Source organism: Priestia sp. SB1, from assembly GCF_038898415.1.
This window is the reverse complement of sequence record NZ_JBBJSS010000004.1, coordinates 373,083-392,068: the sequence shown is the minus strand read 5'-3', so window position 1 is coordinate 392,068 and position 18,986 is coordinate 373,083. Positions and strand designations below refer to the sequence as shown.

Sequence of the window (18,986 nt, the reverse complement as noted above, 5' to 3'; positions counted from 1 at the left end):
AAATCGTGTTTATGTTTCAGGAGATTTAGGGAACACTGTACATAAATGCACGAAGGGGGATTTAAAAAGATGCAAATGAAACAGCCAGCTAAAATGACGAATAGTTATGGATGTAAAAATGAGTATGATACATTAAAACGTGTGGTCGTTTGTCCACCTACATATATGAAAATTGAAGAAATTATTAATGAAACACAAAAGCATTATGCGGACGAAAACATTGATGAGAGCTTAGCTTCAAAGCAGCACCGTCAATTTGTCGAATGTCTTCAAAAAGAAGGGATTGAAGTCATCGGACTATCTGCACAAGAGCCATTTCCAGAACAAGTATTTACACGGGATATTGGCTATACGCTCGGAGATACCGTTATTGTCACGAAAATGGGCAGCGAAATTCGAAGCGGAGAAGAACAAGTGCTAGCCGATTGGCTGCAGCAGCAAGGTATTCCTTTCCATCAGGTACCGGACCACTCCATTGAAGGTGGAGATGTGCTGATTGATGGACAAGCTATTTTTATTGCACTCAGCGACCGTACAAGTAAAGAAGGCGTGGAGCATATCCAAGAGCTGCTTCCAGCGTATGAGGTTGTTCCGATTCCTATTGATCGGTCTTATCTTCATCTTGATTGTGTGTTAAATATTTTATCACCTACAGAAGCGCTTGTATTTTCACCCGCTTTACATGAGAAAGAATTAAATTTACTTCGCATGAAATATGACTTAATTGAAGTAACAAAAGAAGAGCAGTTTACGATGGGAACCAATGTATTATCCATCGGTAATCAACGGGTGATCAGTCTGCCAATAAATACAGAAGTGAATGAAGAGTTAAGGAAACGAGGCTATAAAGTGATTGAAGTTGATATATCTGAAATTATTAAGTCCGGCGGTTCTTTCCGCTGCTGCACAATGCCTCTTGAACGAGTGTAGAAAAGCTTAAAAAGAAAAAAAGATCTAGGCGATAGCCAGGGATCTTTTTTTTTGAAGGATGTTGTATAAAATTTCAAGTGAAAGGAACATTAACCTATATAAGCTGTTGAAGGAAAGGAGTGATAAACATGGCAAATCGTAATCCTATTTTAGTTCAAGGTGCTGAACAGCTTCTTGATCAGTTAAAAACGGAAATCGCGGGAAGACTTAACGTTCAGCTTGGCGCTGAGCAGACGGCTCGCGCAAATGGTTCTGTTGGTGGAGAAATGACGAAGCATCTTGTTGCAATGGCGCAGCAGCAATTAAGCGGTGCACAAGGACACATTCGCTAGTCTGCTCTACATAAATACTTTGATGAAAAGTTCTGGCTCTTTTGAGCCGGAACTTTTTTTGTGTAGGAAACATCATTCTACTTTCTCATGGTCGCTTGATTTGAGATTTTGCTCGAAATTCTCCACTTTCAAGGTTGAAAAGTGCATAAAATGGGAAAAGAACAAAAAAAAAGAAAGTAGAGGTTTATCATGAAAAAGCTATTATCATTCGGAAAAAGTCTTGGTAAAGAAATTCAAGAAGATCAAGCAACGGGACTAGCAGCTGAGCAAGCCTATTATTATATGCTATCATTATTCCCTATGCTTATTTTACTGATATCGATTGTTCCGTATCTATCTATTAAACCGGCAGAGGCAATCGATCTTCTTCAAAGCGTTATGCCGGGAGAAACGGCTGCAATCTTTAAGGATAACGTAGCTCAATTTGTAAGCCAACCAAACGGCGGGTTACTGACTGTAGGGATTTTAGGAACCATTTGGTCCGCTTCAAACGGTATGAACGCCTTTATTCGTGCAATGAACCAAGCCTACGACGTGAAAGAACAGCGCTCGTTTATTAAAGTAAGAGGCTTGTCCATTCTTTTAACAATTGGATTAATTGTAACAATTGTTGTATCGCTTCTTTTACCAGTGTTCGGAGGGGTTTTGTTAAATTGGATAAGCGAATGGTTTTCTCTTCCTTCAGGTACAACAGTGGTTTTAAATATTCTGCGCTGGATTGTTGGTGTCGGCATTATGGTACTTGTTTTATCCGTATTATACAGATTAGCGCCAAATAAAACATTTCCTTTTGCTCATGTATGGCCCGGAGCACTCGCTGCTACGCTACTATGGCAGCTGACATCTTTAGGGTTCTCATTTTACGTAAGCAACTTTGGCAATTATTCTGCTACTTATGGAAGCTTAGGAGGCGTAATTGTTCTGATGCTTTGGCTATTTTTAACGGGGTTAATTCTCGTCATTGGAGGAGAGATTAATGCTATTTATCACCGAAACAAAACGGCTGCACCTCCTAAAGATACGTCTCAGGCGATGTAATAAAAAAGGAAACCTTTATAAAGGTTTCCTTTTTTAACGTTTAAAGCTATTCACAAGCTGTTTAAATGAGTTGGCTGTATATTTGACTGAATCTTTTTTGTACTGTATATCCGTTTTAATCGCTGCTTGTGTTACTTTTAAATGGTTTGTTTTTTCTTTAATATGATCAGTTTCGTTTTGAAGATGTTGAGAAGTGGCATTTACAGAGTTCAAAGTTGGCTTGATTTTTTTATTAAATGATACGCCTGCGTAAATAAGATACGCAAGTGATGCCAAAACAACAGCTAAGCTTATATAAACAATAATCATCATTGTTCCTCCTTTGTACGTATTTATATTTATATAGGTGAGAATAAAATATATACGAATATCATCCTCTTTATTTAATTGTTATACCCATTTTTAATTAAAGCAAACAAAAGCCTGCCGAGAAGACAATATATTGGATTTTTTCTGAAATTTCATTCATCATTACATATAGAGTTACCTTGAAAGGAGAGAGAAGAAGAATGCCGTTAGATCCGCATATTCAAATATTTCTAAATCAATATAACGAAATGCCCCGTCCTTCTTTAGAGGACGTTACACCCCTGCAGCTGAGGGAAATGGAAAAGATGTCTTTAACTCCTTCTAAAGAAGCAGTTAAAAAAGTATATAATGAAGAAATCCAATTAGATGAACGTACCCTCACTATACGAGTGTATGAGCCTGAAGGAACAGGGCCATTTCCCGCTCTTGTTTATTATCACGGAGGAGGCTGGGTATTAGGAAGCCTGGATACTCATGACTCCATATGCAGGTCGTATGCAAATGAAACAAACTGTATTGTAGTGTCTGTTGATTACCGCCTTGCTCCTGAGAGTAAATTTCCCGCTGCGGTGAACGATGCCTATGACGCCCTGGATTGGATTTCAGCTCACGCGTCTCAATTAAATATCGATTCAAACAAAATTGCCGTTGGAGGAGATAGTGCTGGTGGCAACCTTGCTGCGATTGTAAGCATTTTAGCAAAGCAAAGACAAGGTCCATCCATTGTTCATCAGCTGCTTATTTACCCGTCTGTAGGATTTAAAAATCAGCATCCTGCCTCTATGAAAGAAAACGCCGAAGGATATCTTCTTTCAAAAGATCTCATGGATTGGTTTCGCCTTCAGTACTTAAATAATAAAGAAGAAGAACAGCATCCCTATAATGCTCCGGTATTACTAGAAGATTTATCGAGTCTACCAAGCGCTACCATTATTACAGCACAGTACGACCCTCTAAGAGATAGCGGAAAAGACTACGCGGACGCATTAAAAAATCACGGTGTTCCCGTCACCTACGAAAATTATGAAACGATGATTCACGGATTTTTAGGGTTTCATGAATTTGTCCCACTTGCTCAGCAGGCGATCAATAAAAGCGCAGCTCAACTGCGTCAAGTATTTGATTCTATTTAAGTTGAAAAGATGTACAGTGTCATAAATCATATGAACTTGAGGGAAACAGCACATGGATGTGCTGTTTTTCTTTATTGATAGGTAGAAAAGATTGACAAGAATTTCAAAAAATAGCCCATTATCTCTTTTAAAGTCATTTTATTTGGAGTATAGTAGAAAAGTAGGATAAAAACATTTATTTACATTAAGTAAGGTGATTTTTTGAATGATAAAAAACAAGTAGGTCAGCTGATTCAAGATCTGCGAAAGATTGCGGAAATGACAACTGTCGAGTTATCAGAAGGAATTTGTACAGAAGAAGAGCTACATCGATTTGAACAAGGTGAAATTCATGCATGCAGTGAAGTTCTCTATCATTTATCGAAACGCTTAGGGGTTCCGATGAATTATTTCTTTGAAGCAGGAGAGCTAACGCCCAACGATTATTCAAAAGAAATTAAATCGACCATTAGGCATTATATACGAAAACGCGATTATGAAACCGTGTTACATATGGTGGACAAAGAAAAAGATAATCCTATGTTTCAAGATCCTTTTCACGCACAATTTTTCCTATGGCACGAAGCCATATGTGATTATTATATCGGAAATAAATTTGAACAAGCGCTTCGTAAATTGGAAAAAGCCATTGCGTTCACGCGTACGAGCGAACAGTTTTATTCAGAGAAAGAGATTGCTATTTTAAATAGTATTGCCATTATTTACGAAGAAGAAGGTCATTTAAAAAAAGCGTTCAGTACGTTTATGGAAGGATTGCAGCATATTGCTTTGCTTCCTAAGTTAAAAGATCCTCTTGTCAAAATTCGAATTTTATATGGATTATCACATGCGCTTTTGCAAATGGAACGTTATGAAAAGTCGGTTAAATATGCACAAGCAGGACTAGAGCTGTGTATTCAGCATGAGACGCTTTATTTATTAGGAGAACTGCACTATCAAATTGGAGAAGCACTCTGTCAGCTTGGTGAGCTTAAAGAAGGAATAGCTTACCTAGAAAAAGCTATTACTGTTTTTGAAATTGAGCAAAATGAAGCGTTTGTGACCATTATTAAAGAAGAGATGTTTAAATATCAAGAAACAAAAAAGAAGAGCTGACAGCTCTTCTTTTTTTATCTCCAATACACTGGGTGTGGGTAAAACGGACGAGGACGAGGGTAAAAGTAAGGGGGGTGGTAATAAATAGGACGTGGGTAAGGGTAAGGATAAAATGGCCGTGGGCGAGGATATGGATAATAACCATAAGGGAATCTTTCTTCAGTTTCCTGGGGATTGGAATAATAATCATAGCCATATTGATACTCTTCTAAAGGTTGTTCCGGGTAATATGGGTAATTCACTCTTTTCACCGCCTAAGTTTTTATGCTTTTTACTGTATTCAATATAGAAAGAATTGGAGTATGTACCCATCAAACTTTTAATTTGAAAAAGGGGGGAGACAAGGAGTATTTTGAAAGCAAAAACAAATTAACTTTCCTTCTCGTTTTCTTGTAAGTTATCAGCACTGGGAAGGTTGGGAGGTTCAAAGCTTTTAATAAAAGAAGCGTAAGCAATCGTGTCTTTAATAGGATTTACATAAGATAATGGTTGACCTCGATAGCTGAAATTAAATGTAATCCAAGCAAAATCTTTATTATTGTTAGAAATCAGTTTTGCATTATGTATAAAAGCAGATGCGGCAATCATCGCATCTGGGCCTTTAATTTTTTTATTGGATTCTATTTTAGCTTTTCTGCGAATTTGAGCTGCTAGCTGCGCAATTTCACTTGTAACGTCCACAATCTTATCGGTCATATCGTAAATATAATGATTTTTTACTGCTTTGACTTGAGGATTTGTTTCTACTTCCCAATGCGACAGAAGTTCCATTTGTACAACAGTAGGCATTAAAAATTCCGCATTATTTGAAATAAGTTCATTAATATATTCTACAACTTCTGGATAATTAAGCGCATGTGAAGCCCAAATGTTTGTATCAATGATTACTTTTTCACCCAACACAAATCGTTCACTCCTCTCTACTAGCCATTCGTACCAGCTCTTCTAACCCAAAAGATGAGTAAAGAGCCGCAGCTTCTGAAAGCTGGTTGCTTAATAGAAGCTTTTCATATTTAGTTAATCTAGTTTTTGCAGATTTTATAGGCTTTTCCTGTGTATCATTTAATGTTTTATCTTTTTTATCATACGTGCGTAGAACTTTATGTTGAGGTTTGTATTTAAGATTTTTCTTCTGTATAGGGGATGAGGAAGGTGATTGCGGTGAGGGTTGTGTGTAAATTTTTCTATTTATTTTAAGGTTAAAGTGCTTCTGAACTTCCTTGCTGTACGTTCCTTTTTGGTCATCTACCAAGCGCTGTGCTTTCATGATATCCCTGCCTTTTATATAAATTTATATAGTATATGTGATGAAGTTTTCTCTTACTATTCCTTTTACATAAAAAGATTAAAAAATTAGCTTCCGGGAGTTATTAAATTAACTAACGTTTGCCTGGTGAGTGATAATCTCAGCGAATACCGGACAAAGATTTAAAAACATGATATCGTGTAAGAGAAATAAATTAGTATAGGTTAGAGAAGGAACTAGGCAACAATACGGTGTTTTATTACCGATTTGGTCCGTCCTCATTTATGAGATTTTGCTAAAATGTAAAAACCTACATATTTCCTTCCGAGATCATCCATACTTTATTGACAAAGGAAAATTAATCATGGTATATTATCTTTAATTAAAGATATTCAAATTAAAGATAAATAATAAATGATAAACTAGACGATTTATCCGGAGGAATGTAGAATGAACCACTTAAAAGGAATACACCACGTAACGGCTATTACAAGTAGTGCAGAAAAGAATTATGAATTTTTCACATATGTGTTAGGCATGCGCTTAGTTAAAAAAACGGTCAATCAAGATGATATTCAAACGTATCATTTGTTTTTTGCAGATGATAAAGGCAGCGCTGGAACGGACATGACTTTTTTTGATTTTCCAGGTATTCCAAAAGGGTTTCACGGAACAAATGAAATTTCAAAAACATCTTTCCGCGTTCCAAATGATGCGGCTTTAGACTATTGGGTAAAGCGCTTTGATCGCTTAGAAGTAAATCATACGGGGATTCAAGAGCTATTTGGGAAAAAGACGCTTTCGTTTGTTGATTTTGATGATCAGCAGTATCAGTTAATTTCCGATGAAGGAAATCAAGGAGTTGAATCAGGCACTCCTTGGCAAAAAGGTCCTGTACCTCTTCAATACGCTATTACGGGACTCGGTCCTATCTTTATTCGTATCGCCGAGTTTAATTACTTTAAAGAAATGATGGAAAAAGTCCTTTTATTTAAAGAGATTGCTCAAGAAGGAAATCTCCACCTATTTGAAGTAGGAGAAGGAGGAAACGGTGCGCAAGTAGTAGTCGAACACAACGAAAAACTTCCGCAGGCTCAGCAAGGTTTTGGAACGGTTCATCACGTTGCTTTTCGCGTAGAAAATCGACAGGCTCTTGAAGAATGGATTAACCGAATGCCAAGCTTCGGTTTCCATACGTCTGGTTATGTGAATCGTCACTTCTTTGAATCGTTGTATGCAAGAGTGGCTCCGCAAATTTTATTTGAATTTGCGACAGATGGACCAGGATTTATGGGAGATGAACCTTACGAAACGCTCGGAGAAAAATTATCACTGCCTCCATTTTTAGAGCCAAAACGTGCAGAAATTGAGAAGCTCGTGCGTCCGATTGATACAGTAAGAAGTACAAAAGAGTTTGTGAAAGAATAGTATACAAAAAACACTCAAATAGCTATTTGAGTGTTTTTTGATGTTTTCTACTTTTACATATATCTGTCGCGAATGTTTACTTGAACAATGCCAATGTTTTACAAGGAAGGAGTAGGAGTGGGTTGTGCATAGCCTTCCTTATATTTTTCATCGATGTCTTTGCGAATATCTTTTATTGATTTGCCTCGGTTATAGTCGAGCATAGCTTTAGCTGCAATTTCTATACACAATCCGCATTTTGTTCCATGATCATCCCAGACAACTGCTCCATTTCTTTTGTTTTTAAAAATAAAGCAGTCATAGCTATTTTTGTGATTCGCTTCCATGCCACATCCACAGTAGCAAGGGATTTTTTCAAGTAGTTTACGATTTTTAGCAACGGATAGATAAACTAGCTTCATGTCTTTAGGCTGGTTCTTCAAAAACTGTGGTAAAACATCTGCTCCTGGAGTCTCTTCGCGAATATCAGCAACTGCAGCTTTATGATGTTCATGACCTGAATGTGCAGAAGAGTTTGTAGCAGAAGAAGTTGTTGTATTGTTTGAGCAAGCTGATAATCCAATACTTGTAGCGAGAAGCCCCAACAAAATAATTGATTTTTTCAATACAATTAACATCCTTTCATGTCAAAATAAATGATAGTTTCATCATACACGGCAGTTTATCTATGTAGATAATCAAATACCTGCTTGTTTATATCTAATTCTCTATAAGTATGCAGAGCGGTTATCGTGTATGATAGAGATGGACGAGGAAAAAACATGAAGCATGAATTTCTCATAAGGTGCGTTTTGTAAGTGATTGTACAGAAGGAGAAAGTGAACGGAGGTTAAACAGTAGTGAGTGAACAAAATCAACGTCTTTTTGAATATATTTTAGAGAATTCAGCCTCTATCAGTGAAGAATGGCTGCGCCAAAGAAGTAATATTAAAGGATCGATTTACTCAAAGGACGCAGATGCTTCAGTTGAGAAAAAGCTGCGTGAGCAGCATCTTTATACGATTGGAACAATTGCGAGCGGCTTTCTTGACGATCAAAAGATTTTTAAACAACGTATGGTGAAATGGACGACGGAAGTAGTAAACAGCAGAATTAAATTTGATACGCCGATTTACGAGGTAGTAGAAGCGCTAAGCAAAACAAGAAAAATTATTTGGACGTATGTCAAAACATATAGCCTGATACATTCATCTATTACAAAAGAAGACATACTGTCTTGGAGCGAAGTTTATCATACAACATTTGATAAACTCCTTAATGAATTCTCCGAACAGTATTATAAAATCACAAGGCAAAAAATAAGTCTTCAGCAAGAGCTAATCGACGAAACGAGTTTTCCTGTTATTCCAATTGTAGACCACATCGCGGTCTTGCCTTTGGTAGGGCTTATTGATGAAATCAAAGGTGATTCCATTATCGAGGTTGTTCCAAAAAGGTGTGCAGAAAAACATATAAGGCATTTAGTCATTGACTTATCGGGTGTAAATTATGTAGATACGTATGTCGCTCACAAATTTTTTGATTTGATTAACATTTTGCAGCTGCTAGGCATCCATGCGATTATGTCAGGAGTGAGTCCTGACATGGCTCAGACGGCTGTTAATGTAGGAATCAGTTTTAATAAAATTGAAACGTTCGGACATTTAAAACAAGCGCTCTCTTCGCTTGGTGTAAAGAAAAAAGAAGAGGAATAAAGTATAGAAATGCTAGATCGAAACGGAACTGTTTGAGACCTTTACTTTCAGTTCCGTTTTTTGTTTGTCTATATTGTGTATATGAAAATATGAAATAATATTCTGCTGCATTCAAAATTTTGTAAGCATGTCTTACAAACTCCTTTTCATATGGGGACAAATGGAAGATACTAAGGAGCAAACAAACGGCGGTTTTCTATGACAAACGTCTCGTTTAGCTCAAGAATGGAGGTGTAAAGAGAAGAATAAGAGAAGTACATAATGAGATAGTTAAAGCCTTAGCTAAGTACTGATAAGCCGTGTGATTAAGGAGGAGTTCTATGAAAATAATTTATCTTCTTTGCCTGCTTCCGTTTGTAGGAATATTAGGTTTATTGCCTTTTGTTAACAAAGTAACGCCGTTTATTTTAGGGATGCCTTTTTTTCTCTTTTGGATTGTTATGTGGGTAATCCTTACGTCTTTTATTATGGGCATTGTGTACAAGCTCGATCCTGCTGTTAAAGGAGGAGATAAACAATGAATACCGCACTGATTATTATTTTCGGTTTTTTACTTTTAGCTATTTATCTTGGAATTCGAGCTACGCGGGGCAAAAAAATGGATTTAGAACAGTGGAGCGTAGGGGGCAGAGGTTTTGGAACCGTTTTTGTATTCTTTTTGATGGCGGGTGAAATCTATACTACTTTTACTTTTCTAGGTGGAAGCGCTTGGGCATATGGGAAAGGAGGGCCGGCGTTTTATATTTTAGCCTATATTTCTTTAGCGTACGTTTTAGGGTATTGGATTGGTCCGCAAATATGGCGATATGCGAAGCAGCATAAGCTCATGTCTCAGCCGGATTTTTTTGTTTCAAAATACAAAAGTCCGTTTCTGGGTATCGTTGTTTCATGTGCAGGGGTGCTGGCAATTGTTCCTTATATTATTTTACAATTCAAAGGTCTAGGCATTATTGTATCTGAAGCTTCTTATGGCTCTATCTCTTCAACTGCAGCCATTTGGATTGGCGCCATATCATTAACGGTTTACTTAATGATATCAGGCATACATGGTTCCGCTTGGACGGCTATTGTGAAAGATATTATGATTTTTATTGTTGTCTTATTTTTAGGAATATATATGCCGTTTCATTACTACGGAGGCTTACAGCCAATGTTTGAGGCTGTGCATCAAGCAAATCCAACGTTTCTTACTCTTCCCAAGACAGGTCTAAGTATTTCGTGGTTTATTTCTACAGTCATGCTGACCGTATTAGGATTTTACATGTGGCCGCATACGTTTAATGCAACGTATTCAGCTGAAAACGAGAATGTATTTAGAAAAAATTCTATTATAAGTCCTATTTATACGTTAATGCTGCTTTTTGTCTTTTTTGTAGGGTTTACTGCTCTTATGCAGGTACCTGGACTACAAGGCGCAGAAGCGGACTTGTCACTGCTTCGTCTTTCCATTCAAACATTTGACCCGTGGATTGTCGGCTTTATTGGCGCAGCTGGTTTATTAACAGCGCTCGTGCCTGGATCGATGCTCTTGATGGCAGCTTCTACGTCACTATCTAAAAACGTTTACGGTGTGCTTGTTCCCTCAGCGACGGGCAAACAAATTTCGATACTGGCTAAATGCTTCGTACCAGTCATTGCGCTTGTTTCAGTCTATTTTACACTTCATGGAGGGAATACAATTGTAACGCTTTTACTAATGGGCTACAGCATTGTGACGCAGCTGTTTCCTGCTTTTATTTTTAGTTTAATGAAAAACAATATCGTGACTAAATACGGGGCGTGTGCAGGTATTGTTGCCGGCATTACGTCTGTGATGTATATAACGATTACTGAAACAACGCTTGGCACGTTGTTTCCTGCGTTGCCACAAATCATTAAAGATACAAATGTCGGCGTCATTTCTTTATTTATTAATTTAGTTGTATTAATGGTGGTTAGTTTAGCAACAAAAAAAATCGCCGCACAGCCGCATTTTGAAAGCGGGGCAGTAGATGGTAAACAGATTTTATGAAAATCTTTTTCCAATTGCGTTTTAAGAACATCATGAAGGGTATAAAAGTAGTGCGTCACCAAAATGTTCAATATGGCTGCAAGACGTAAGCAGCCTTCTCGATAAAATGTAACGATTGCGTTGTTTTTAAACATAGGTAACGAGTGTGAAAAACAACAAGACGTATGCCACAAGCGGTGTACGTCTTTTCTATGAAAGATATTCACCTAAAAAAGGAGATGATAACATGACATCTGAAAAAGCATTTGAGCAAAAGAAAGATCTTTTAATGAATCAAATTATTGAATCGGGTTACTTTAAAGCAGAAGACGGGAGACATTTGTACGAATTGAATTTAAGTGAACTAGAACAAACGCATCACGACCTTCAAAGCCAAAAGGTAAGAGAAGTATAATTTGAATCTTCTAGATTATTAGCAATTCAGCTGATTTCGTATATGTCTGTAAACACCAGCTGTTCAGTTTGTTCCTCCGCGATTTTTTGGTTTGAAAGCAGGCACTTTTCTTTTTCTTCCGGTGCGTTTACAACCTCGCTGTTTACAACCATATTCCTCAAACATATAACTCAACACTTAAGAAATAGGCAAATAAAAATAAAAAAAGCGCAGAAGCTGCGCTTTTTTTGTTGAGTTAAAAACGAGTGGAAGCCGCTGTTTTTTTAGGTTTGCTCATTGCTTTTTTTAATACTTCAGAAAAATAGGGCTCTCCGCTAGGATTTTGCTGTCTTAGCAAGTCAATGGTTCCTTTCACGTCATCCATAGCTCTGTGAGCGTTCTCTCTCTCAATCTTATGATGGTCAAGAAGTGTTGTTAGTTTTTTATTAGGAAAGCCGTACTCTTTCCATTTGACAGCACGCATAGAGCAGTGCCATTTTTGGTTAAATAAAGATGGATACCGTTTTAAAAGAAAACTGCGATCGAAAGAAGCATTATGAGCGATGATAGCCGAAACGCTAGTTAACAGCGATTCCACTTTTTTATCGTCTAATGTTTTATTTTTGACCATCTCATTTGTAATTCCCGTTAAGTTTGTAATATACGGGAAAATGGGAGTTGAAGGCATATTAAATTCTTCATATTCTTCTACAATGTCGATTATTTCTCCGGTAGCAGAATCATAAGAAACAACAGCAATTGCCAGTTCGATAATATCGCATGTTTGAGCACTTAAGCCCGTTGTTTCAACATCTAAAACGGCTGCTAATTTCACTTGTTCAGTTGACAACTCGTCGCCCTCCCTTTCTATTTATCATTCTATTAGCTTATCATTTTTTAACAGAAAACGTTAGTAAAAAAGATGAGCAAGCATGTACACGGGTTTATTTTATACGCCCACGTGGAAAAGGAATTCACTTTTTTAAAGTAGATGACGATAGCAAAGGAGAATAGTAATATTTACTCATCTAAATTAAGTCTTCATTGAAAATAATGAAATGAAGGAAGAAGGGGATCGTTATCATGCAATTGCTGTATATGGTACTTTTTCTTGTCTTAATTTTTTGGGGAATTACATCTTTTATTCATTACAGGAATCAAACTATTAAAGTTCGTTTGAACAAACATTATACGAATGCAGTAGAATGGATTGAAGCTGTTAAACAAGAGCTGGAAAAGCAAGGGAAATCCGTGAGTTATGAAGGGGATTTCTTGTTTAAAATTGATGAAAAACCTTATGAAATCGCAGCGCGCAATATGTCTATTTGGAGCACGTCGCTCTATCATATCTTGCTGCATCGTCAAAAAGAACATTCTTAAATTTACTTGCATACAAAGGTTATCACTTCTCGTCTATCGAGAAGTGATTTTTTTATCTTTCTGTATCCATAATGGGGAATTTTTTGTTTTTATATAATAGTAATACGGAAAAGGTGGTTCTAATTCCCTAAAAAAATACGCTTCATACAGTTTTAGTTGTGGTTATCGATTTGGCATGGAATTTGCATACGCAAGAAGGGTTTATCAGACATTTTAATTGTCAGGCAAAGAAAACTAGTTACATACTATAAAACTATTTTACATTATCTACTAGAATCAAAAAATTTTAATAATATAGTAAAATGTAGTTGACCTTCCTAGTTTTAGAATATAAAATAAATCTTGCTAATAGTTTGAAAATTCTAAAATGGAGGGGTTTACTTGAAAAGCTGGAAAAAGATTTTGGGGACATCTTTTCTTGCCACAACTGTTACATTAAGCGGAGTGGGACCAGTACTTATGAATGGAAGTACGGCTTCAGCTAAAACCGCACAATCGGTGGAACTTCCGAGTTCACCAATTGATATGAATACAGTACCGGAAGAAAGATTGGCTAACGCACTGAAAAACCAAGGAGTTATTTCTCAAAGTGCAACACCGCAAGAAGTGAAGAAAGCCGTTACTTCTTACATAAACAAAAAAGATGCACATAAAGAGAGCATGAAAGGACATAAAGCTAGCAAAATTGATTTGAAAGCGAAAGAAATGCAAACAAAACAAAAAGAAAAGTTTCAACGAGGCGAATTTGCTAACATTAAGTCTCAAGGAAACAATTCGGGGAACGGGGTAAACGTTAAACCTGCAGCTCAGGCAAAATATAACGGACAAGTGAGAAAAGATAAAGTTCTTGTACTTTTAGTCGAATACGCAGACTTTAAGCACAATAATGTCGTTCAAGAACCTGGTTACATGTATGCAAAAGACTTTAACCGAAATCACTATCAGCAATTAATGTTTGGAAAGAAAGACTTTACGCTATTCAACGGAAAGAAAATTAAAACGTTTAAACAATATTATGAAGAACAGTCTGGAGGTAGTTACACAGTAGATGGAACGGTTTCTGACTGGTTAACCGTACCTGGAAACGCAAAAGAATACGGAGCAGACAATCCAGCGGGAGGAAACGATAATGCGCCTGGATCTAAAGGGCCTCGTAACCTTGTAAAAGAAGCGCTTGCTGCAGCAGCAAAAAGCGGCATTAACCTTTCAGATTATGATCAGTTCGATCAATATGATATCGATGGAGATGGCAACCGCAATGAGCCTGACGGCATAGTGGATCACTTAATGGTCATTCATGCTGGAACTGGGCAAGAAGCAGGTGGAGGTAAACTAGGAAACGATGCTATCTGGTCTCACCGCTCTACTTTGGGACAAGTATATAAAGTTCCTGGAACAAACATGGCTGCTTATGATTATACAATCGAACCGGAAGACGGAGCAGTTGGGGTTTTTGCTCATGAATTTGGCCATGATTTAGGTTTGCCGGATGAGTATGATACACAGTATACGGGTCAAGGTGAGCCGGTAGGCGTTTGGTCAATTATGAGCGGAGGGAGCTGGGCTGGTGAAGTAGCTGGAACAGAACCGACAAGTTTCTCCCCGCAAAATAAAGAGTTTTTCCAAGCAAATATGGGTGGAAACTGGGCAAATATTCAACAAATTGACAGCAAAAACATTACAAAATCGGGCTCTGTGAGCGTGGTTGATCAAAGTGTCACAAAATCTAAACGACCAGGTATTGTAAAGATTAATTTACCTAAAAAAGCTGTTCAAGGGATTAAGCCTGAGTTTGGAAGCAACTATTATTACAGTAAACGCGGAGACGATCTGCATACGACGATGACAACGCCAGAGTTTGATTTAACAACGGCCAACACAGCTAAATTCAATTACAAAGCGTTCTATGAAGTAGAGGCAGAATACGATTACTTATATGTAAATGCGATTCTTCCTGACGGTTCAAAAGTTCTGTTAGATACAATTGGTGATAAAGCGAATAATGCAGATGGTTCTGCTGAAACATCTAACGGAAAATGGGAAGATAAAAGTTATGACTTAACGCAGTTTAAAGGTAAAAAAATCAAGCTTCAATTTGAATACGTCACGGACGGCGGACTTGCTCTTCAAGGATTCGCTCTTGATAATGCTAGTTTAGTAGTAGATGGAAAAACGGTATTCACGGACGATGCTGAAGGAGCTCCAAAAGTAACGTTAGATGGATTTGAAAAGACAAACGGCATCAGCTATAAAGATAACTATTATTACCTTGAGTGGAGAAACTATGCAGGCAGTGATAAAGCACTTCAATTCGCGCGCGGTGCAAAATATAATACAGGCATGCTGCTTTGGTACGCAGATGAAAGCTATCTTGATAACTGGGTAGGACAACATCCGGGTGAAGGATTCCTTGGTGTAGTTGATTCACATGCTCATAAAGTTCTTTACTTTAATGTGAATGGTATTAGCACTACAGCAAATTCAAGCCGATATCAAATTGCAGACGCGGCGTTCTCATTTGATAAATCACCTGCTTGGTCATATTCTCATAAAACGTGGGGAACGATTTCATCTAAAGAATCAAATGGTGTTACAAGCTTTAACGATAAAAAATCGTATTTAGATGAAAGAATTAAAGATGCAGGCCGCTTGCTTCCTCAAAACGGATTAAAATTAGACGTAATTGGTGAAGCAAAAGACAATTCAGCTGGTGCTGTATGGATTCATAAGTAAAATTGGACGTATTAAAAAGATCTGAAGAGCGTATTCTTCGGATCTTTTTTTGTATCATAAAATCAAAATAAACTATGAGCTAAATAATCAAATAAGTTAAGCCCGTTTAAAAAATAGAAAAAAGGGAATTTTCAACAGTGAATAATTGTTATTATGTCATGAAATTCATCCATATAATCAATACTAATAGGTAAAGAAAATATTGAAAAGGAGTTCTAACTATGAGCTATCGTATCGAAAGAGATTCAATTGGAGAAATTAAAGTGGCAGAAGATAAACTATGGGGAGCGCAAACGCAAAGAAGTAAAGAAAACTTTCCAATAGGGATTGAAAAAATGCCGATTGAAGTAATACGCGCTTTTGCGGTTCTGAAGAAAAGTGCGGCTATTAGCAATCATAAACTAGGCAAACTATCAGCAGGGAAATCGGAAGCCATCGTGCAAGCTGCTAACGAAATTATTGAAGGGAAATGGAATGAACATTTTCCTTTAGTAGTATGGCAGACAGGAAGCGGAACGCAATCAAACATGAATGTAAATGAAGTGATTTCCCACCGGGGAAACCAGCTAATAAACGGCGACGAAACGCTCCATCCAAATGATGATGTTAATATGTCACAAAGCTCTAACGATACTTTCCCTACAGCTCTTCATATTGCAGCTGTACTAGAAGTCGAAGATCAATTATTACCTACTCTAAAAACATTAAAAGAAACGTTTGCTGCGAAGCAAGAGCAGTTTAAAGATATTATTAAAATAGGAAGAACCCATTTACAAGATGCTACACCGCTAACACTAGGACAAGAAATTAGCGGATGGCATCATATGCTCGAAAAAAATGAAGAAATGATTAAACAAAGCGTAGAGTATATGAAGGAGCTAGCTATTGGCGGTACAGCTGTTGGGACGGGGATAAATGCACATCCTGACTTCGGCGATGAAGTAGCGAAAGAAATCAGCAGCACGCTTGGAAAAACATTTATCTCAGCACCTAATAAATTTCATGCATTAACAAGTCACGATCAAGTGGTTTATGCCCATGGTGCACTCAAAGCCTTAGCAGCTGACTTAATGAAAATCGCCAATGACGTACGCTGGCTGGCAAGCGGTCCTCGGAGCGGATTAGGTGAAATCACGATTCCTGCCAACGAACCAGGAAGTTCTATTATGCCTGGAAAAGTAAATCCAACTCAAAGTGAAGCTCTAACAATGGTTTCTGCACAAGTGTTAGGGAATGACGTGACGATTGGCATTGCGGCTAGTCAAGGAAACTTTGAATTAAATGTATTTAAGCCGGTTATTATTTATAATTTTTTACAATCAGTCAGACTGCTGACAGATTCCATGCAGGCTTTTAACGATAAATGCGCAGTAGGAATTGAACCCAACAAAGAGAAAATCCAGCATAATCTAGAAAATTCTCTTATGCTTGTAACAGCGTTAAATCCGCACATAGGGTATGAAAATGCGGCTAAAATTGCCAAGCTGGCTCATCAAGAAGGAACGACATTAAAAGAAGCAGCGGTAAAAACAGGCCTTCTGACAGAAGAACAATTTGAGCAATGGGTAAATCCAGCTAATATGATTCATCCATCAAAATAAAACAAGAAGCCAAGCAGCTCAGAATGCTTGGCTTCTTGTTTTATAATAAAATGAACATTGTTCTAAATAAATATATAAAAAGAGAAAGCGGATTAAAAGAAATTTTACACTACCTTGTACTAGATTCAAGTACATACGATTAGGGTATTTACATCTTTATAAAGGAGGGATTCAAGTGACGTACGAAGTGAAGTTTTATTTTGGAAATGAAAAATCAATCAGTACATTGGTTGAATCAGAAAATGTAAAAGAGCTTGAGGAATCTATTATTCATACGCAAGGATGGTATCGTTATTATGACAAAAAACACGAAGCTTATTTAGCTATTCAAATGAGCAACGTTTTACACATCGTTATAAAAGAATATCAAGATCCGGAAAAACAGGGGTTTTAAAATATTCGTCGTATACATAAGGAAGCTAGCAAAAGAGGTGAAAACTATGCAAAGTCGACATTCAAATAATCCTGTTATTCTCGATGTTTCTCATCATCAAGGAATCATTAATTGGAAAGAAATAAAAAACACCTCAGTGAAAGGGGTGTATATAAAGTTAACAGAAGGCGGAACTTTTGTAGACCCTAGATCTTATGAAAATTATATAGGTGCTAAAAATGCGGGCTTGAGAGTAGGGTTTTATCATTATGCTCACTGTACAAATAGCCCGGAGAAAGAAGCTGCTTTTTTTATTGCTCAGCTTGGACAAATGAAACTAGACCTTCCGCCGTGTTTGGATCTAGAAGAAGATAAGAAAAAATCCAAAGAATTTGTTTCTCGCTTTGCCGTAAGCTGGCTTGAGTATGTTCACAAAGCAACAGGGATTAAACCTATCGTATATACGAATTATCATTTCGCTAAAACTTTTTTTACAAACGAAATAAGTAAGTATCCTTTGTGGGTAGCAAGATATAGTGCAAACAACAGACAAGGCGGTATGCAGCACCCTGGTGAGCTAAGTCAATGGCAGCGATGGGCAATGTTTCAGTATACGGATTCTGGCAGAGTAAAAGGAATTTCTACAAATGTGGATATAAATGAAATGGACTGCTCATTTTTTAAAGAAGTCACAACAAATCTCTCTATGACGAATAATACAAAAGGACCATTTGTCTATTCCAAAGGTGATAGAGGGTTAGGAGTCAAACAAATTCAGCAAAACTTACTTACGCTAGGTTTTTCTCTTCCGAAGTTTGGAGCAGACGGTTTCTATGGAGATGAATTAATCGCTGCAGTGAAAAAATTCCAGAATCAGTATGGCCTTTTTTCAGATGGAATAGCAGGAGCGGACACGCTGCAGCGTCTTATTAAAGAAGTGAATAATCTGAATAATCGGGTTTGAGAGAGTACCTGAGAGGGAAAAGTTATTGTAAGATTCAAAAAGGTACAAGGAAGGAGTTATTATGAGAAAACGAAAACAAAAAGCATTGATATCAGGTATTACGCTATCAACGGTAGGAGTCGGCATTACGTCTTATCTATTAAGCGATGCTGCGAAACGACGAAAAGTAAAAGGACTTGTTCGAAGTGCCAAAGTAAAACTTTCAAGTTTATCTAAAAAACAGCAGGTAAATGCTAGCCTAAATAAAGATGCGCATTCAGATCCTACGTACGTTTCTGAAAGCAATATGATTTCAGAAGGACCTATGTATCAAGATCAGCATAGATAATAAAAAAACTAGTCTTGC

22 protein-coding genes are annotated in these 18,986 nt (G+C 37.2%); 16 read left to right on the top strand and 6 right to left on the bottom strand.

Annotated elements, in window-relative coordinates; translation table 11 throughout:
- The first annotated feature begins 69 nt into the window (after positions 1–69).
- The 3 genes from WKH56_RS17160 (at position 70) to WKH56_RS17150 (ending at position 2,300) form a co-directional block, all read left to right on the top strand.
- Positions 70–930 carry a dimethylarginine dimethylaminohydrolase family protein gene (locus WKH56_RS17160; protein ID WP_034266049.1) on the top strand — a complete coding sequence of 287 codons (861 nt, stop codon included), beginning with the start codon at positions 70–72 and terminating at the stop codon, positions 928–930.
- 128 nt (positions 931–1,058) lie between these two features.
- On the top strand, positions 1,059–1,262 hold the full coding sequence (locus tag WKH56_RS17155; protein WP_013056997.1) for an alpha/beta-type small acid-soluble spore protein: 204 nt from the start codon (positions 1,059–1,061) through the stop codon (positions 1,260–1,262).
- A gap of 189 nt (positions 1,263–1,451) precedes the next feature.
- Complete coding sequence (locus WKH56_RS17150) at positions 1,452–2,300, top strand: YihY/virulence factor BrkB family protein (protein ID WP_033578946.1); 849 nt, start codon at positions 1,452–1,454, stop codon at positions 2,298–2,300.
- A gap of 33 nt (positions 2,301–2,333) precedes the next feature.
- Here the strand turns inward: WKH56_RS17150 and WKH56_RS17145 are convergent, their stop codons facing one another.
- Positions 2,334–2,609, bottom strand: coding sequence for a DUF948 domain-containing protein (locus tag WKH56_RS17145; RefSeq protein ID WP_310884442.1), 276 nt, complete (start codon positions 2,607–2,609; stop codon positions 2,334–2,336).
- Positions 2,610–2,809: 200 nt separating this feature from the next.
- On the opposite strand from WKH56_RS17145, the gene WKH56_RS17140 reads away from it, so the two are divergent.
- Complete coding sequence (locus tag WKH56_RS17140; protein WP_310884443.1) at positions 2,810–3,742, top strand: alpha/beta hydrolase; 933 nt, start codon at positions 2,810–2,812, stop codon at positions 3,740–3,742.
- A 201-nt stretch (positions 3,743–3,943) separates the two neighbouring features.
- A complete protein-coding gene (locus tag WKH56_RS17135) occupies positions 3,944–4,837 on the top strand; it encodes a helix-turn-helix domain-containing protein (protein ID WP_310884444.1) in 894 nt (297 codons plus the stop codon).
- 369 nt (positions 4,838–5,206) lie between these two features.
- Here WKH56_RS17135 and WKH56_RS17130 read toward each other — a convergent pair whose 3' ends face one another.
- Together WKH56_RS17130 and WKH56_RS17125 are read right to left on the bottom strand one after the other, a co-directional pair.
- A complete protein-coding gene (locus tag WKH56_RS17130) occupies positions 5,207–5,740 on the bottom strand; it encodes a PIN domain-containing protein (protein ID WP_310884445.1) in 534 nt (177 codons plus the stop codon).
- A gap of 7 nt (positions 5,741–5,747) precedes the next feature.
- Complete coding sequence (locus WKH56_RS17125; RefSeq protein ID WP_063248021.1) at positions 5,748–6,104, bottom strand: hypothetical protein; 357 nt, start codon at positions 6,102–6,104, stop codon at positions 5,748–5,750.
- Between the two features lie 429 nt (positions 6,105–6,533).
- Between WKH56_RS17125 and WKH56_RS17120 the strand changes: the two genes are divergently transcribed.
- Positions 6,534–7,511, top strand: coding sequence for a ring-cleaving dioxygenase (locus WKH56_RS17120; RefSeq protein ID WP_168760757.1), 978 nt, complete (start codon positions 6,534–6,536; stop codon positions 7,509–7,511).
- 98 nt (positions 7,512–7,609) lie between these two features.
- On the opposite strand, the gene WKH56_RS17115 is transcribed toward WKH56_RS17120, so the two are convergent.
- Positions 7,610–8,116 carry a PCYCGC motif-containing (lipo)protein gene (locus WKH56_RS17115; protein WP_310884446.1) on the bottom strand — a complete coding sequence of 169 codons (507 nt, stop codon included), beginning with the start codon at positions 8,114–8,116 and terminating at the stop codon, positions 7,610–7,612.
- A gap of 234 nt (positions 8,117–8,350) precedes the next feature.
- Here WKH56_RS17115 and WKH56_RS17110 point away from each other — a divergent pair, with 234 nt between their 5' ends.
- The 4 genes from WKH56_RS17110 (at position 8,351) to WKH56_RS17095 (ending at position 11,610) form a co-directional block, all read left to right on the top strand.
- On the top strand, positions 8,351–9,205 hold the full coding sequence (locus WKH56_RS17110) for an STAS domain-containing protein (RefSeq protein ID WP_048020957.1): 855 nt from the start codon (positions 8,351–8,353) through the stop codon (positions 9,203–9,205).
- A 320-nt stretch (positions 9,206–9,525) separates the two neighbouring features.
- Complete coding sequence (locus WKH56_RS17105) at positions 9,526–9,726, top strand: DUF3311 domain-containing protein (protein ID WP_033578956.1); 201 nt, start codon at positions 9,526–9,528, stop codon at positions 9,724–9,726.
- Positions 9,723–11,216 carry a sodium:solute symporter family protein gene (locus tag WKH56_RS17100; protein WP_063248020.1) on the top strand — a complete coding sequence of 498 codons (1,494 nt, stop codon included), beginning with the start codon at positions 9,723–9,725 and terminating at the stop codon, positions 11,214–11,216. The genes WKH56_RS17105 and WKH56_RS17100 overlap by 4 nt, the downstream gene beginning before the upstream one ends.
- A gap of 226 nt (positions 11,217–11,442) precedes the next feature.
- Entirely contained in the window at positions 11,443–11,610 is a 168-nt protein-coding gene (locus WKH56_RS17095) for a Fur-regulated basic protein FbpA (protein WP_080754423.1), read from the top strand.
- 26 nt (positions 11,611–11,636) lie between these two features.
- Here the strand turns inward: WKH56_RS17095 and WKH56_RS17090 are convergent, their stop codons facing one another.
- Positions 11,637–11,762, bottom strand: coding sequence for a hypothetical protein (locus tag WKH56_RS17090; RefSeq protein ID WP_255293420.1), 126 nt, complete (start codon positions 11,760–11,762; stop codon positions 11,637–11,639).
- 83 nt (positions 11,763–11,845) lie between these two features.
- Entirely contained in the window at positions 11,846–12,439 is a 594-nt protein-coding gene (locus WKH56_RS17085; RefSeq protein WP_063248019.1) for an exonuclease domain-containing protein, read from the bottom strand.
- A 233-nt stretch (positions 12,440–12,672) separates the two neighbouring features.
- Here WKH56_RS17085 and WKH56_RS17080 point away from each other — a divergent pair, with 233 nt between their 5' ends.
- The 6 genes from WKH56_RS17080 to WKH56_RS17055 all read left to right on the top strand — a co-directional run bounded on the left by WKH56_RS17080 (position 12,673) and on the right by WKH56_RS17055 (position 18,968).
- The gene (locus WKH56_RS17080) at positions 12,673–12,969 is read left to right on the top strand and encodes a hypothetical protein (RefSeq protein WP_028413377.1); all 297 of its coding nucleotides are present in this window, start codon (positions 12,673–12,675) and stop codon (positions 12,967–12,969) included.
- Positions 12,970–13,350: 381 nt separating this feature from the next.
- Positions 13,351–15,702 (top strand): immune inhibitor A domain-containing protein, encoded by a 2,352-nt coding sequence (locus WKH56_RS17075; RefSeq protein ID WP_310884447.1) that lies wholly within the window; start codon positions 13,351–13,353, stop codon positions 15,700–15,702.
- Between the two features lie 221 nt (positions 15,703–15,923).
- On the top strand, positions 15,924–17,303 hold the full coding sequence (gene fumC, locus WKH56_RS17070) for a class II fumarate hydratase (protein ID WP_048020951.1): 1,380 nt from the start codon (positions 15,924–15,926) through the stop codon (positions 17,301–17,303).
- Between the two features lie 175 nt (positions 17,304–17,478).
- Entirely contained in the window at positions 17,479–17,697 is a 219-nt protein-coding gene (locus tag WKH56_RS17065) for a hypothetical protein (protein ID WP_108674720.1), read from the top strand.
- 46 nt (positions 17,698–17,743) lie between these two features.
- On the top strand, positions 17,744–18,640 hold the full coding sequence (locus tag WKH56_RS17060; RefSeq protein WP_310884448.1) for a GH25 family lysozyme: 897 nt from the start codon (positions 17,744–17,746) through the stop codon (positions 18,638–18,640).
- A 61-nt stretch (positions 18,641–18,701) separates the two neighbouring features.
- Positions 18,702–18,968 carry a hypothetical protein gene (locus tag WKH56_RS17055; RefSeq protein ID WP_028413373.1) on the top strand — a complete coding sequence of 89 codons (267 nt, stop codon included), beginning with the start codon at positions 18,702–18,704 and terminating at the stop codon, positions 18,966–18,968.
- Positions 18,969–18,986 lie beyond the last annotated feature (18 nt).